This is a genomic window from Corynebacterium pilosum DSM 20521 = CIP 103422, from assembly GCF_000373805.1.
GTDB lineage: Bacteria > Actinomycetota > Actinomycetes > Mycobacteriales > Mycobacteriaceae > Corynebacterium > Corynebacterium pilosum.
Genome location: NZ_KB892438.1, coordinates 114,558 through 128,877 on the forward strand (window position 1 = coordinate 114,558; position 14,320 = coordinate 128,877).

Genomic DNA, 14,320 nt, shown 5'->3' on the forward strand with positions numbered 1-14,320 from the left:
CATGAGTGACAACGAACCCGCCCACACGATCGCATCGTTGGGCGCTACTTACCATGAGTGGACCGCCCAGCACCCCACCACGGCGGAAGACTTCGAGCGAGCGCTCGAAGATATCCTGAGCGATGCCGGGATCAACTTCGACCGCATCGTCGCACGCGTAAAAACGTGGACCTCGCTGCGTGGCAAGGCTGCGAAACGTCACGACGATGGCAGCTTGGTGTACCCCGATCCGTGGAATGACATCCACGATCTGATCGGGGCGCGCATCACGGTGCTGCATTCCACCGAGATCCCCGTGGTGCTGGATATTATTGCGCACTCTTTTGAGGTGCTGCGCAGCGTAGACAAGGCCCAGGAGACGAAGATTTCCGGCGGCTTTGGGTACGGCTCGCACCACCTCATCCTGCAGGTCACCGAGGACTCTGAAGGGTTGGAGGAATACCGCGGGATGGAACTCGAGGTCCAAGTGCGCACAGTGTTGCAGCACGCGTGGGCGGAATTCGAGCACGATGTTCGTTATAAGCGCGGCGAAAACTCCACCGACCCCCAAGTAGACCGCGCGTTCACGCTGGCCGCCGGGCTGATTGAACTGGCGGACCAACAGTTTGACCAGATCGCGGCGCTCTATGATCCAGAAGGCGTCCGCCTACCTGCAGAAGAAGTGGATCTGACCGCGGAGACCCTGCCCGGGATTTTGACGATGCTGCTGGGCAACCGTTTCCCCCGTTCGCGCACAGATGCGTACCGCTGGCTGCAGGATCTGCTGTTCGCGAACGGTATCACGACGATCCAAGAGCTTGCCGACGTCGTCAACGAAGCGGATCTGGAAGTGGTGCAGGCGGCGATGAACTACCGGTTCCAACCCGGCCAGGTGCGCATTATCGACGATTTATTGTTGAACCGCTTCGGCCATGAACATATCCACCGCACCGGTTCTTTGGGCCGGCAGGCAGCACAGCGCCCGCAGCGCTTGGAACGACGTTTGGAGCAACTGCGCACCCCGACGAAACACTAGCGCCTGTAGCCGCGCAGCTTGTCTAGTTGGCGGCGTTCCCGCTTTGTGGGGCGGCCCGCTCCCCTGTCGCGCCGCGGCATGGAGGCGATGATCTCCTTCGGCGGTGGCGGCGGGGAATGGTCCACGTAGCAGGTCCGGGCCACGGGTGCCCCCACCCGCTTGCGCACGGTTGCAGTTACTTCAAATTCGTAATTGCGGTGATCTTTCCACACGTGCACCCGGTCCCCTGGAACAACCTGGGCGGCCGGTTTCACCGATTCCCCGTTGAGTTTGACGTGCCCGGCGCGCACGGCTTGGGCGGCGTCGCTGCGGGTTTTGAAGATGCGAACGGCCCACGTCCATGCGTCGATACGTACTGGTGTGCCGGCGGGAGTGGTCATCGTCTAGTAATTGTCTTTGTGGTTGACGATCTTTTGAACCTTGTTGTAGTTCACCACGCCACCAACGACGGCGACGACGAGGCCCAAGACCAGAAGTGTCCACGAGCTGAATATGAGGCCGAGGGCCACACCACCGACAATGCCACCGCCAGCGTAGACGACTGCGTTGCGGGAGTATTTGCGGACGGCATCCTTGCGTGCCTGGATGGGGTTGGGGTTTCGTCGCTGCATTGACATGGGTCTTAGTCTACAACGTCAATCTCCACCCAGTCGTGTCCGGCTTCCTCTGATTCGGCAGCGCCTTGGGTGGTCGCTGCCAGCAGCGCATCGAGCTGTTCCCGGCGGCCTGGATCGTGGGCCAACGTGTAGGTGGCGGCGGCACCGTATTCGACGTTGACGATGTCCACCCCGTGGTTGCGCAGGTCGGCCTCAATGCGCCCGGCCTCCGCGTGCGGTAGGTCGACGGTGACGAGTTCCTTCATCGCCCGGCGGACACGTTTAACGTGTGGCAGCGCCTCGACAACGGAATCAGAGTAGGCACCCACCAACCCGCCGGCACCTAGTTTGATGCCGCCGAAGTAGCGGATGACTATCGCCACAGCATCGAGCATGCCAGAGCCTTTCAAAGCGTCCAGCATGGGTTTGCCGGCCGTTCCGGAGGGTTCGCCATCATCGCTGGAGCGTTCGATGGGAGTGGATCCATCGACATGGACCACATAAGCAGAGCAGTGGTGGCGGGCGTCCGGGTAGGTTTCGCGGGCCAGGGCAATGAGGTCACGGGCTTCGTCGTCGCTTTGTGCGCGTGCGATCCAGGTGATGAAGCGGGAGCGTTTGATCTCAAATTCGTTGGTGAAGATCTCTCCAGCTGCGGGAAGCTCGTATTTCGTGACCATGATGAGTTTATTTTAGTCTAGCCTGGTGCTATGACTACCTTTGAACCGTATTCCGTGTGGGCGCCTTTTGCCCACGACATCCGTTTGAAGCTCAATGGCTCGACTGTGGATATGCGCCGGGAGTCTGATCCGCACAAGAAGCGTGCGGGCTGGTGGACCTGCGATACCGTGGCGCGCCCCGGCGACCGTTATGGCTACGAGGTCTTCGATGGCGACGAGTGGTCCATCACCCTGCCGGACCCGCGTACCAAGTCGCAGCCGGACGGCATTCATGGCCTCTCCGAGGTCATTGACCCGCACTTCGACTGGACCGATGACGCATGGACCGGCCGCGTCCTCCCCGGCCAGGTGATCTACGAGCTCCACGTGGGCACATTCACCCCGGAGGGCACGTTCGCCGGGATCGTCGACAAGCTTGATTATCTGAAAGACATGGGCGTAACGACGATCGAACTGATGCCCGTGCAGCCCTTCGGCGGGGAGCGTAACTGGGGCTATGACGGCGTCGACTGGTTCGCTGTGCAGGAATCCTATGGTGGTGCGCGCGGGCTGAAGGAACTGGTCAACGCGGCGCATAATAAGGGCATCGGCGTGATTCTGGACGTGGTGTACAACCACTTCGGGCCCGACGGCAACTACAACGGCTTCTTCGGCCCGTACACCGCGGGCGGGTCGACGGGCTGGGGCGAGGTGGTGAATATCTCCACGCATGGTTCCGACGAGGTCCGCCGCTACATCTTGGATACCGTCAAACAGTGGCTGGATGAGTTCCACATCGACGGCCTGCGGCTGGACGCGGTGCACTCGCTGGATGACCGGGGCGCATTTTCCATCATGGAGCAAATCCAGTACATCGCCCACCAGGTGGAGGCACGCACCGGCATCCCGCGTTCCATCATCGCCGAAAGCGATCTGAATGACCCGCGCCTGATCACCCCAGAGGCGAATGGCGGCTATGGGCTGGCCGGCCAGTGGGTGGATGATATTCACCACGCGCTGCACACTGTCGTCTCGGGCGAGCAGCACGCCTATTACGAGGACTTCGGCACTATCGAATTGTTGGCCGACACGCTGCGCCACGGGTTCCGCTTCCGCAATTCCTGGTCCGGGTACCGCGGGCGCACTCATGGCCGTGCGATTGACTTGTCGACGACGTCTCCCGCGCACCTGGTCACCTACACCACCACGCATGATCAGACCGGTAACCGAGCCCAGGGCGATCGCCCTTCGCAGAACCTCACGCCGAACCAGCAGGTGCTCAAAGCCGCGGTGATCCTGTTCTCCCCATTCACACCGATGCTGTTTATGGGCGAGGAGTTCGGCGCAACAACCCCATTCCCCTTCTTCTGCTCCCATACCAACGACGAGCTGAATCGCCTGACCCGCGAGGGCCGCTTCCGCGAATTCGCGCGCTCAGGCTGGGATTCCTCGGAGGTGCCCGACCCAGCGGCGGAAGAAACCTTTGAGTCGGCGAAGCTGGACTGGGATTTCACCGCGGAGCAGCAGGCGATCCACGCTGCCTATACGCGTCTGCTGGCGCTGCGCCGCGAGCTGGGGCTGAGCCGCTCGGACCTGCGCGAGCTGCAGGTTGATCATGGCCCGACATGGCTGACCATGGGCTATGACGATGTGGTCTTAGCCGTCAACCTGGGTAATGAACCAGCGGTTGCCCCGGTGGGCGGTGAGCTGATCTACAGCTTCACCAACCCAGAGGTGCGTGAAAACGAGACCCACCTTGATGGGTGGGAGCTCGCAATTATTCGTCGTTAATTGCCCACGATGTACTCGTAGGCGGGTGTGCCCGGCATGAGGCGTTCGCAGTCCATGCCGGACTCGTCCATGCGTTTGAGCAGCGGGCCCAAGTCGCGGGCGGCGGCCAATTCGATGCCGACTAGGGCCGCGCCGGTTTCGCGGTTATTTTTCTTTAGGTACTCGAAAAGCGCGATATCGTCGTCGGGGCCCAAGACATCGGTGAGGAAGCGGCGCAGCTGGCCTGGTTCCTGCGGGAAGTTGACCAGGAAGTAGTGCTTCAGGCCGCGGTGGACTAGGGAGCGTTCCATGATCTCTGCGTAGCGCAGCACGTCATTGTTGCCGCCGGAGATGATGCACACCACCACTGATCCTGGTGTCAGCGAGATTTCGGCCAGGCCCGCCACGGAGAGCGCGCCTGCAGGCTCCGCGATCAGGCCCTCGTTTTGGTAGAGATCCAGCATTTCTGTGGACACGGCGCCCTCATCAGCGGACAACAGATGGATGCGGCCCTGATTCGCCTCTACGATCTGGTAGTTCAGGTCGCCTGTGCGCTTGACGGATGCGCCGTCGACGAAGCTGTCCACGTCCTTTAAGGTGACTGGGCCTTCGTTGGCGATGGATGCCTGCAGCGAAGGGGCGCCGGCCGGCTCCACGCCCACGATTGCGGTGCGTGGCGACATGTCCGCCAGGTAGCTTGTCACACCTGCCAGCAGGCCTCCGCCGCCCACGGGCACCATGATCGTGTCCATCGACTTGCCCAGAGAGGTCAGCTGCGTGACGATTTCCGCGGCCACAGTGCCTTGGCCGATGACGGTGTTGCGCGAATCGAAAGGTTCGATGATGGTTGCGCCGCGCTCCTGTGCGTCACGACGAGCCGCCTCCGCCGCTTCGTCGAAGTTCGCGCCGGTGACCACCAACTCCACCATGTCACCACCGTGGATCTGGATGCGGTCCCGCTTCTGCTTCGGGGTGGTGCTGGGAACAAAGATCCGGCCTTCAATCCCCATCGTCCGGCAGGCGTAGGCGACACCCTGGGCGTGGTTGCCTGCCGACGCAGCCACGACACCCGCGTCGCGCTCCCCCGGCGACAGCTGCGACATTCCGTAGTAAGCGCCGCGAATCTTATACGAGCGCACGTCCTGAAGGTCCTCGCGCTTGAGGTAAACCTCCACGCCGTGCTTGTCCGAGAGGCGCGGGCAATACTGCAGCGGTGTGGGAGCAATGACGGCAGAGATATTTGCCTGGGCGACCTGAATATCGGATGCGTGTACCGGTTCGAAGCTCATGGCTTCTTAGTGTAGACCCCCGCGGTTCTAGCACTAGCTCTCCCTACCGATTCACGCGTTGTTCACGTCTACGTCACCGCATCATCATTCTGTTGGTTTAAGAATGAAGCACTGTGAGTTTTCTGTGACTTTGAAAGGTTTGGCCCCCAATGCCCCAGTCTTCGTTCTTCCGCCGCGGTATCACGATCGCAGCAACCACCGCACTGACATTCTCCCTGGCCGTTGAGGCGCAGGCAGCGATCGTCGATAAGCCATGGAGCCATTCCGCAGCCGACGCTCGTGTCGCTCTTGCTCCTATCGGTGCGTATGACTCAGGCGTGTTCGACGCGTCTGCTGCCGAGATCGTGGACTACCACGCGGCGTCAAAGCGCCTGCTGGTGGTCAACGCGCAATCCGGCCAGATCGATGTTCTCGACGCTTCGGATCCCACCAACCCGACGAAGATCGGTGCGCTCTCTGGTGGGGCGGACACCACCATCAATTCCGTCTCCGTGCGTACCGACGGGCTGGGTGTTGCCACCGTCGAACCCGCAAACAAGACGGATGCCGGCCAGCTGATGTTCTTCGACGCCGGTGCCGAGAACCTCGAGGCGCTTGGTTTCGTGGAGGTTGGTTCCCTGCCAGACATGGTCCTGATCACTGACGACGGCAAATATGCCCTTGTCGCCAATGAGGGCGAGCCGGCCGAGGATTACTCCGTCGACCCAGAGGGGATCCGTCTCTGTTGTCGCGCTGAACGACGATGTGTCGGCCTCGACGCAGGCTGATGTGCGCACCGCCGGCTTCGACGCCTTCGAGGGCGCGCTTCCCGAAGGCGTCCACGTGTATGGCAAGGTTCGGGCCTCCACCACGGATGCGCAGAATCTGGAACCGGAGTACATCGCACAAGTTGGCGGCAAGGCCTATGTCTCCCTGCAGGAGAACAACGCCATCGCCGTGGTCGACATTGCCTCTGCCACCGTGGAGAAGATCTGGCCGCTGGGCTACATCGACCGCGCGGATATCCCGTTCGACCCGTCTGACCGTGATCTTGACGGTAAAAGCGGTGAGATCAAGATCGGCACCTGGCCGGTCAAAGGCATTCGCCAACCGGATGCAATCGGCGCCTACGAAGCCGGTGGCACCACGTATATCGTGACCGCCAACGAGGGCGACGCCCGCGACTGGGATGCCTATTCCGAAGAAGCACGCCTGAAGGACCTGGGCGATCCCGACGAGGGCCTGCCTGGCCTGTGCGAAGGTTTCCAGGGAATGACGGCCGAGGAGATCGAGTTCTTCCAGTCCGACGAGGGCGCCGGCCGCTTGAAAGTCACCACCGCTTTCGGGCTTAACGACGAGCGCACCTGCTACGACGAGGTCTACGCCTATGGTGGCCGCAACTTCTCCATTTTCACCGCCGATGGTGAGCTTGTCTTCGACTCTGGAGCTGACTTCGAAAAGATCACCGCAGAGGTGCACCCAAAGTTCTTCAACTCGAACCATTCCGAGTCCAACTTCGAGGGCCGTTCCGACGACAAGGGCCCCGAGCCAGAGGGCCTGGCACTCGGCCAGATCGGCGACCGCACCTACGCCTTCATCGGCTTTGAACGCGTTGGCGGTGTCATCGTCTATGACGTCACGGACCCGGCCCAATCGCGCTACGTAACCTACGTCAACAATCGCGACTTCGGCATCTCCATGGAGGATTACAAGAAGGACCCCGCCGCGATCGCAGCGAACCTGCCCAAGGCCGGCGACCTAGGCCCTGAGGGGCTCAAGTTCATCCCGGCCGCAGACTCCCCCAACGGCGAGAACTTGCTGGTCGTCGGCAATGAAGTGTCGGGAACCACGACCATCTTCCAGGTAGACGACCTGGTCGAGCCGACCACCCCTGCCCCTGCTGCGCCAAGCAGTGGAAGCAGCACCGGTGGTTCCTCTGCCGGAGCCCTGACCGCGATCGCAGCAATACTTGGCGTTCTGGCTGCCGTGGGTGGGGTCGTCGCAATGAACCCAGGCTTGACAGCCGAACTGCTGAATAAAGTACGCCCATACTTGCCCCAACTTCCCGCGTAAAGGGTATGATTCCTTGGAGCCAGCAGGACAAGGAGAGCCCGGATAAGACTGGGCTGCTCCAGCGGCCCCTTCACCAGTAGCAATACGGTGGGGTACACTGTCGCTGGCGTTTTCGTTCTTCAAAACATCATCTACAGAGGAGTTCCCCCTGTGAACCGTCGTATCTCTCTCGCACTGGCAACAGCAGGTGCAGTCATTCTTGCCGGTATCGCCCCAGTTCAGGCCGAAACTCAAGACAACCCAGGTGCTAACCCTGGCATTGAACAGTCGAAGCAACAGCCAGACCAGACCCCGGAAAAGCCTGAAGGGTCTGAGGCTTCCAAGGACGATAGCGGCTCCTCCGATGAGGGCGACAAGGGTGGCTCCTCCGGTTCCTCCGATGACAAAAACAGCACCGGCTTCCCGCACTCCAGCAAGGACCCAGAGAAGACCTCCTCGGAAAACCTGTCCAGCACCCTGCTGAACTGGAATGAGCTTTCCCCGAAGGCTGAGGAAGCATTCGAGTGGCTCGGCCTGATCATCGGTATCCTCACCGCGATCACTCAGGCAGCGGTCATCATCGTGCCGATCCTGAAGAACTTCATGTAAAGCACCACAAAACACCAGCGCCGCTCCCCCACTTCCTAGTGGATCGGAGCGGCGCTGGTCTTTCGTCGATAAGCGACAGCGACTTAGCCGAAGAGTTCCTTCGACGCGATCTCCGCGCCCTTCACCAGGGACTCCAGCTTCGCCCAAGCGATCTGGTGGTGCAGGCGACCGCCCAGACCACAGTCGGTCGAAGCAACCACGTTCTCAGGGCCCGCGGCCTCAGCGAACTGGATGATGCGGTCCGCGACCAGACGTGGGTGCTCAACAGCGTTGGTGGAGTGAGAGATAACGCCCGGGTAGATCAGCTTGCCCTCAGGCAGCTTCCCGTTCTCCCACACGCGCCACTCGTGGCCGTGGCGAGGGGACGCGCCCTCGAAGGAGTAGCCGCCGACGTCGGCGCGCAGGATCTCGTCGATGATGTCCGCGAACTCCACGTCCGTGGTGTGCGGACCGTGCCAGGAACCCCAGCAGATGTGCAGCCGGACCTGCTCCTTCGGAAGATCCTTGATGGCAGAGTTGATCGCGTCAACACGGATGCGCAGCCAATCGCGGTAATCCTCGATGGATGGCTCCGGGTTGATCTGGTCCCAGGACTCGGCCAGGTCAGGCGCGTCCAGCTGGACGGTCAGGCCGGCGNCGGTGATCGCCTTGTACTCGTGAGACATCGCGTCGGCACATGCCTGAACCAGCTCGGCCTCGGAGTCGTAGTACTCGTTCTTCAGGCGTGCTGCCGAACCTGGGGACAGAGCTGCGACGAAGCCGTCCTTCGCACCGGCCTTGTCCATGGCCTCACGCAGGAACTTCACGTCTGCGTCGATGTCGTCCTGGCCGATGTAGGTGACCTCACCGGTGAACTTCGGGTTGCCCACCTTCGCGCGACCGGTGAAGATGCCGGAATCAGGATCGTTGTATGCGTCCGCGAAGATCTGGCGGTCACGACGATCAGAGAAGCTGGTCAGCTGGATGTTGCCCGGGGTGGAACGCTTGACTTCCTGCGCCGCCCAGCGGTCCTCATCCGTCATGGTGAGGCCGCCCAGGCGGGAGAAGGAGTAGTTCCACCAAGCGCCGTAGTCTACGGCACCGGAGGTGATGTGGCCGTACTCGCCCTCGTTGACGATGTCGATGCCCAGGTCGACTTGGCGCTTCACGACGTCGTCGGCCGCCTTCTGCAGGATCTCGAAGAACTCTGCGTCCTCGATGTTTCCTTCTGCACGGCGCTTGTTTGCCTCCAGCAGCTCTGGGGTACGCGGCAGGGAGCCAACGTGCGTGGTACGAATCTTGTTCACTGACATATGTTTTTCAGTCTCCAAAAATTGCGGTGTACAAAATAGTCAGCCAAACCAGGGCTCCGGGTTTACTGGCATATGAAGCACCATCTTAATGGAAACCAAAGGAACGTCCGTACCATGCGGTTCATTTACATTCAGATCGGCTAAAACAGTTCCTTGGAAGCGATCTCCGCACCCTTCACCAGTGCGTCCAACTTCGCCCACGCAAGGTCGCGGTGAATGCGACCGCCTAGGCCACAATCAGCCGATGCCACCACATTCTCCGGGCCCACCAGGTCTGCGAACGTGTGGATCCGGTCGGCCACAAGGCGTGGATTCTCAATCGCATTCACGTTGTGGGAAATCACTCCGGGGTAGAGTTTGTAGCCTTCTGGCAGCTGGCGGTTTTCCCACACACGCCACTCATGGGCATGGCTTGGGCCTGCGGATTCGAACGACATGGCACCCACCTTGGCCTCCATCAGCACATCAATGATGTCTGCGAAAGGAATGTCCGTGGAGTGCGGACCATGCCAGGAGCCCCAGCACACGTGCAACACGGTCTGTTCCTTCGGCAGGCCTTCGATGGCCTTGTTGATCGCATCGACACGAATTTTCAGGAAATCCTGGTAGCCCTGCAGGCTAGGCTCCGGGTTGATCTGGTCCCAGGACTCAGCCAAGTCAGGCGCATCGATCTGAACGCTAAAACCAGCGTCCGTGATGGCCTTGTATTCTTCGTGCATGGCCGGGGCAGCCGCCAAGACGGCGGCGTCTTGATCGTCGTAGTACTCGTTGGTCAAACGGACAGCAGAGCCGGGAGACACGGCAGCCATGAAGCCGCGGTTGGTGGAGTTATTTGCTTGCAATGCGTTGCGTAGCAAAGCCACATCGCGCGCGACCTCCTCCTGGCCCACGTAGGTGATCTCACCGGTGATCGCCGGGAATGTGGCGCTACTCGTTTCTTCGTTGTGGGTGGACTCACCCGCGCTTGTAGTGGCGTAGACGTCGGCGAACTTCTGGAAGTCGCGGCGCTCCATGAACTCGCTGAGAACAACCTTGTCTGTTGGCTGTTTCGCGATAGCCGCGTCGAGGCGCTCACGGTCGATATTTTCTAGGCCGGTCAACCGGGGGAAGATGTAATTCCACCATGGGCCGTAATTGATTTCTTCCTTGACCGCGTGGCCGTACTCACCCTCGTTGACAATGTCGATGCCTAATTCCAGCTGCTTCGCCACCACTTGGTTGGCGGAATCTTGAAGGATGCGCAGGTACTCGTCGTTAGCGATGGCGCCCTGTGCGCGCTTTGCGTTGGCCTCCAGCAGTTCCTTGGTACGCGGAAGCGAGCCGACGTGGGTAGTTAAAATCCGAGACATGGTAGTGCCCCTTTCTGTGTGTTGACAATGCGGTATGTCAGTCAGACCGGGGCTCCGGATTTACAACGACTGTGTTTTTGAAGATACACAGACGGCCGTGACGGCGCGGCGAATCGCGGAATTAAATTCACGCGACCGCGCCGCCAGGTATTATCCCAGGATGCCCGCGCCCATCGTTGCCTTCAGATCACCCATCAGGTTGCCGGAACGTTCGACGCGCAAATGATCGCCCAACACAAGCAGCTGGCTTTCATCGCCGTTGACCAGGTTGAGGTACACATCCGACTCGCCAGGGTTGTTGACCAGCACGTTCTTCAGCTTCGTGATGTTGTCCATGGTGCACTGTTCCGTGCGCATCGTCAGGCGCAGCGGCAGGCCAGCACCGTTACCGGGGCCGAGCTCTGGGATACGCACATCGTCGCCGAAAATGCTCATGCGCTCATCGCGGATGGAGATATGCGCGGACACCAGGATGATGTTGTCCTCCACGATCTGCGGGGCAACCATCGAGTACACCTTGTTGAACAGCAACACCTCCACCTGGGCGCCGTGATGATCCTCAAGAGTCACAATCGCCCACGGAGAGCCGTCCTTCTTAGAAAAACGCCGGTCCACCGCAGAGATAATGCCGCCGATGACAACCTCGGTGCCGTGGCGCATCTCCCCGGACAGGATCTGTGTCAGTGGCGTGTCCGTCTGGGCATCAATGGCCTCTTCGAAACCATCCAACGGGTGGCCCGAGACATACATGCCCAGCATCTCACGCTCGAGCGCCAGCTTGTGCTTACGGTCCCACTCGTCTTCAGGCACCTCAATGGCGAAAGCGTTGGCGGCTTCCTCGGATTCTCCGCCCAGGCCCGCAAAGAGGTCGAACTGGCCCTTATCGGCGGCCTTCTTCGTCGTTAAGACCGAGTCCACCGCGTCTTCCTGAACCAACATCAAGCCCTTGCGCGCATGGCCCAAAGAGTCGAAAGCACCAGCCTTGATCAGCGATTCTGTGATGCGCTTATTGCACGGCAGCAGATCGATCTTGTCCAGGTAATCGGAGAAGGAGGTGAAATCGCCCTTTGTGCGGCGGGACTCCTTGATGGAATCCACCACTTCCCTACCCACGTTGCGTACCGCGGCCAGGCCGTAGCGGATGTCTTCGCCCACAGCCATGAAGTCCTCTTCGGACTCATTGATATCCGGCTGCAGAACGCGGATGCCTAGGTGGCGGCAGTCCGACAGGTAGATGGCGGACTTGTCCTTCTTGTCACCCACAGAGGTAAGCAGTGCGGCCATGTACTCCGCGGTGTAGTTCGCCTTCATGTAGGCGGTCCAGTAGGACACCAGTGCGTAGCCGGCGGCGTGGGACTTGTTAAACGCATAGGAAGCAAACGGCTCGATCGTGCCCCACAGCGCGTCCATCGCGTCCTTGGAGTAGCCGTTATCCTGCATGCCGGACCAGAACTTCTCGTACTGCGCGGCGAGCACCTCAGGCTTCTTCTTACCCATGGCCTTACGGAAACCATCTGCCTCACCGGCGGTGTAGTTGGCCACCTTGCGGGAGATCTCCATGATCTGCTCCTGGTACACGATCAGACCATAGGTCTCATCCAGGATTTCGCGCAGCGGTTCCTCAAGCTCTGGGTGAATGGGGGTGATCTGCTGGCGGCCGTTCTTACGGTCGGCGTAATTCCAGTGTGCGTTCACGCCCATCGGGCCTGGGCGGTACAGGGCCAGGGAGGCCACAATATCGTTGAAACCGGTCGGCTTCATTCGCTTCAGCAGCTCCTGCATGCCCCCACCGTCAAGCTGGAACACGCCCAAGGTCTCACCGCGGCTGAGCAGCTCATAGACGGCCGGGTCATCGGTGTCCAAAGCTTCCAGGTCAATGGTTTCGCCGCGGTTCTTCTCCACGTTTTCCACCGCGTCACCCAGCACGGTCAGGTTGCGCAGGCCCAGGAAGTCCATCTTCAACAGGCCAATGTCCTCACAGGCCGGGTAGTCCCAGCCGGTGATGATCGCGCCGTCGGCAGGCCGCTTCCACATCGGGATGCAGTCCATAAGCGGCACCGACGCCATAATCACCGCACACGCATGCACGCCCGCCTGGCGCACCACGCCCTCCAAGCCGCGGGCGGTCTCATAGATCTTGGCCACGTCAGGATCGGTCTCGATCATGGTGCGGACCTCGGTGGCCTCACCGTAACGCTCGTGCTCTGGGTCAGTAATGCCGGAGAGAGGAATATCCTTCGCCATCACGGCTGGCGGCAGCGCGCCATTAATCCGGTCAGCCATGGAAAAGCCGGGCTGACCGAAGTTCACCTTGGCAGCGTCCTTAATGGCCTGCTTTGTCTTCACGGTACCGAAGGTGATCACCTGGGCGATCTTGTCCTCGCCCCAACGCTCGGCGGCGTAGGTGATCATCTCGCCACGGCGGCGATCGTCAAAGTCAATATCAATATCCGGTGCGGACGGGCGCTCGGGGTTCAAGAACCTCTCAAACAGCAGGCCGTGTTCCATCGGGTCGATATTCGTAATGGTCAAGGCGTAGGCCACCAAGGAACCAGCCGCCGAACCACGGCCCGGACCCACACGAATGCCGATGGAACGGGCATGCTTAATGATCTCCGCGACGATCAGGAAGTAGGACGGGTAGCCCTTGACGTCGATGACCTCGATCTCATACTTCGCGCGGTCAACATATTCCTGCGGCACCTCGGCACCGTCGAAACGGTCCTGCAACCCACGCATGACTTCCTCGGTCAGCCAGGTGGTCGGGGTGTGTCCCTCGGGCACGTCCGCCACCGGCATACGGTCCAGCGGGTGTTCTTCCCAGATCTCGTCGTAAGGCTGGACACGCTCAGCGATCCATAGCGTGTTGTCGCAAGCATCAGGGATGTCATCGTCGAAAAGATCGCGCATCTGCTCGGCAGACTTGATGTAGTAGCCGGTGCCATCGAACTTGAAGCGGTCCGGGTCCAGCAGCGTCTTGCCGGTCTGCACACACAGCATCGCCTCGTGCGAAGCGGCCTGGGATTCCAGCACGTAGTGGCAGTCATTGGTGGCCAGCGCGGGAAGTTCCAGCATCTTGCCGATGCGCAGCAGGTCATCACGCACGCGCTTCTCGATGGACAAGCCGTGGTCCATCACTTCCAAGAAGTAGTTGTCCTTGCCATAAATGTCCTGCCACATGGCAGCGGCCTCGAGGGCTTCGTCGAACTGGCCCAGGCGCAGTCGGGTCTGCACGTCGCCCGAAGGGCACCCAGTGGTGGCGATGATGCCATCGGCATGCTCAGCGATCAGCTCATGGTCCATGCGCGGCCACTTACCCAGCTGACCTTCGTAGGAGGCTAACGACGAGAGCTTGAACAGGTTGCGCAGGCCCGTCGCATTTTCCGCGATCATCGTCTGGTGCAGGTAAGCGCCGGAGGCAGAGACGTCGTCACGCTTCTGGTCAGGCGTACCCCAGGTCACGCGCTTCTTGTTGAAGCGGGACTCAGGCGCCATATACGCCTCGATACCGATGATCGGTTTCACGCCGGCCTTCGTCATCGCCTTATAAAAGGCATCGGAGCCGAACATGTTGCCGTGGTCCGTCATGCCTACCGCGGGCATGCCTTGGCGCACGACCTCGTCGGCAAGCATATCCACCTTGCACATGCCGTCCAGCATGGAAAACTCGGTGTGATTGTGCAAATGAACGAACGAGGATTTTTTGGCCATGC

General features: G+C 60.6%; 12 protein-coding genes. 5 read left to right on the top strand and 7 right to left on the bottom strand.

From position 1 onward, the window contains the following. The first annotated feature begins 1 nt into the window (after position 1). Positions 2–1,015 carry a GTP pyrophosphokinase gene (locus B097_RS0100525; protein WP_018580578.1) on the top strand — a complete coding sequence of 338 codons (1,014 nt, stop codon included), beginning with the start codon at positions 2–4 and terminating at the stop codon, positions 1,013–1,015. Here the strand turns inward: B097_RS0100525 and B097_RS0100530 are convergent. From B097_RS0100530 to B097_RS0100540, 3 genes are read right to left on the bottom strand one after another with little or no spacing between them, the layout of a single operon-like run. After that, positions 1,012–1,395 carry an RNA-binding S4 domain-containing protein gene (locus tag B097_RS0100530; protein ID WP_018580579.1) on the bottom strand — a complete coding sequence of 128 codons (384 nt, stop codon included), beginning with the start codon at positions 1,393–1,395 and terminating at the stop codon, positions 1,012–1,014. The genes B097_RS0100525 and B097_RS0100530 overlap by 4 nt on opposite strands. A 3-nt stretch (positions 1,396–1,398) precedes the next feature. Then, positions 1,399–1,632, bottom strand: a complete 234-nt coding sequence (locus B097_RS0100535) for a hypothetical protein (protein WP_026254197.1) — start codon at positions 1,630–1,632, stop codon at positions 1,399–1,401. Between the two features lie 5 nt (positions 1,633–1,637). Then, positions 1,638–2,288: an IMPACT family protein gene (locus tag B097_RS0100540; protein ID WP_018580581.1), complete on the bottom strand. Its 651-nt coding sequence runs from the start codon at positions 2,286–2,288 to the stop codon at positions 1,638–1,640. 30 nt (positions 2,289–2,318) lie between these two features. Between B097_RS0100540 and treZ the strand changes: the two genes are divergently transcribed. Continuing rightward, positions 2,319–4,058: a malto-oligosyltrehalose trehalohydrolase gene (treZ, locus tag B097_RS0100545; RefSeq protein WP_018580582.1), complete on the top strand. Its 1,740-nt coding sequence runs from the start codon at positions 2,319–2,321 to the stop codon at positions 4,056–4,058. Here the strand turns inward: treZ and ilvA are convergent. Beyond that, complete coding sequence (ilvA, locus tag B097_RS0100550; RefSeq protein ID WP_018580583.1) at positions 4,055–5,326, bottom strand: threonine ammonia-lyase IlvA; 1,272 nt, start codon at positions 5,324–5,326, stop codon at positions 4,055–4,057. The genes treZ and ilvA overlap by 4 nt on opposite strands. A gap of 149 nt (positions 5,327–5,475) precedes the next feature. On the opposite strand from ilvA, the gene B097_RS13660 reads away from it, so the two are divergent. The 3 genes from B097_RS13660 to B097_RS0100560 all read left to right on the top strand — a co-directional run bounded on the left by B097_RS13660 (position 5,476) and on the right by B097_RS0100560 (position 7,966). Then, entirely contained in the window at positions 5,476–6,093 is a 618-nt protein-coding gene (locus B097_RS13660; RefSeq protein WP_237559318.1) for a choice-of-anchor I domain-containing protein, read from the top strand. After that, on the top strand, positions 6,071–7,378 hold the full coding sequence (locus B097_RS12225) for a choice-of-anchor I family protein (protein ID WP_244911199.1): 1,308 nt from the start codon (positions 6,071–6,073) through the stop codon (positions 7,376–7,378). Before B097_RS13660 ends, B097_RS12225 begins: the two co-directional genes overlap by 23 nt. Positions 7,379–7,528: 150 nt before the next feature. Beyond that, on the top strand, positions 7,529–7,966 hold the full coding sequence (locus B097_RS0100560; protein WP_018580584.1) for a hypothetical protein: 438 nt from the start codon (positions 7,529–7,531) through the stop codon (positions 7,964–7,966). An 83-nt stretch (positions 7,967–8,049) separates the two neighbouring features. Here B097_RS0100560 and B097_RS0100565 read toward each other — a convergent pair whose 3' ends face one another. The 3 genes from B097_RS0100565 to dnaE form a co-directional block, all read right to left on the bottom strand. Continuing rightward, positions 8,050–9,258, bottom strand: coding sequence for a cobalamin-independent methionine synthase II family protein (locus tag B097_RS0100565; protein WP_018580585.1), 1,209 nt, complete (start codon positions 9,256–9,258; stop codon positions 8,050–8,052). Positions 9,259–9,398: 140 nt separating this feature from the next. Next, positions 9,399–10,607, bottom strand: a complete 1,209-nt coding sequence (locus B097_RS0100570) for a cobalamin-independent methionine synthase II family protein (protein ID WP_018580586.1) — start codon at positions 10,605–10,607, stop codon at positions 9,399–9,401. 150 nt (positions 10,608–10,757) lie between these two features. Further along, entirely contained in the window at positions 10,758–14,318 is a 3,561-nt protein-coding gene (gene dnaE / locus B097_RS0100575) for a DNA polymerase III subunit alpha (RefSeq protein ID WP_018580587.1), read from the bottom strand. Between the last annotated feature and the right edge of the window lie 2 nt (positions 14,319–14,320).

Excerpts from the sequence above, each read along its gene's own strand:
- B097_RS0100570 (WP_018580586.1), bottom strand. The coding sequence starts at position 10,607 with ATGTCTCGGATTTTAACTACCCACGTCGGCTCGCTTCCGCGTACCAAG.
- B097_RS13660 (WP_237559318.1), top strand. The coding sequence starts at position 5,476 with ATGCCCCAGTCTTCGTTCTTCCGCCGCGGTATCACGATCGCAGCAACC.
- B097_RS0100540 (WP_018580581.1), bottom strand. The coding sequence starts at position 2,288 with ATGGTCACGAAATACGAGCTTCCCGCAGCTGGAGAGATCTTCACCAAC.
- B097_RS0100525 (WP_018580578.1), top strand. The coding sequence starts at position 2 with ATGAGTGACAACGAACCCGCCCACACGATCGCATCGTTGGGCGCTACT.
- dnaE (WP_018580587.1), bottom strand. The coding sequence starts at position 14,318 with ATGGCCAAAAAATCCTCGTTCGTTCATTTGCACAATCACACCGAGTTT.
- treZ (WP_018580582.1), top strand. The coding sequence starts at position 2,319 with ATGACTACCTTTGAACCGTATTCCGTGTGGGCGCCTTTTGCCCACGAC.
- B097_RS0100535 (WP_026254197.1), bottom strand. The coding sequence starts at position 1,632 with ATGTCAATGCAGCGACGAAACCCCAACCCCATCCAGGCACGCAAGGAT.
- B097_RS0100530 (WP_018580579.1), bottom strand. The coding sequence starts at position 1,395 with ATGACCACTCCCGCCGGCACACCAGTACGTATCGACGCATGGACGTGG.
- ilvA (WP_018580583.1), bottom strand. The coding sequence starts at position 5,326 with ATGAGCTTCGAACCGGTACACGCATCCGATATTCAGGTCGCCCAGGCA.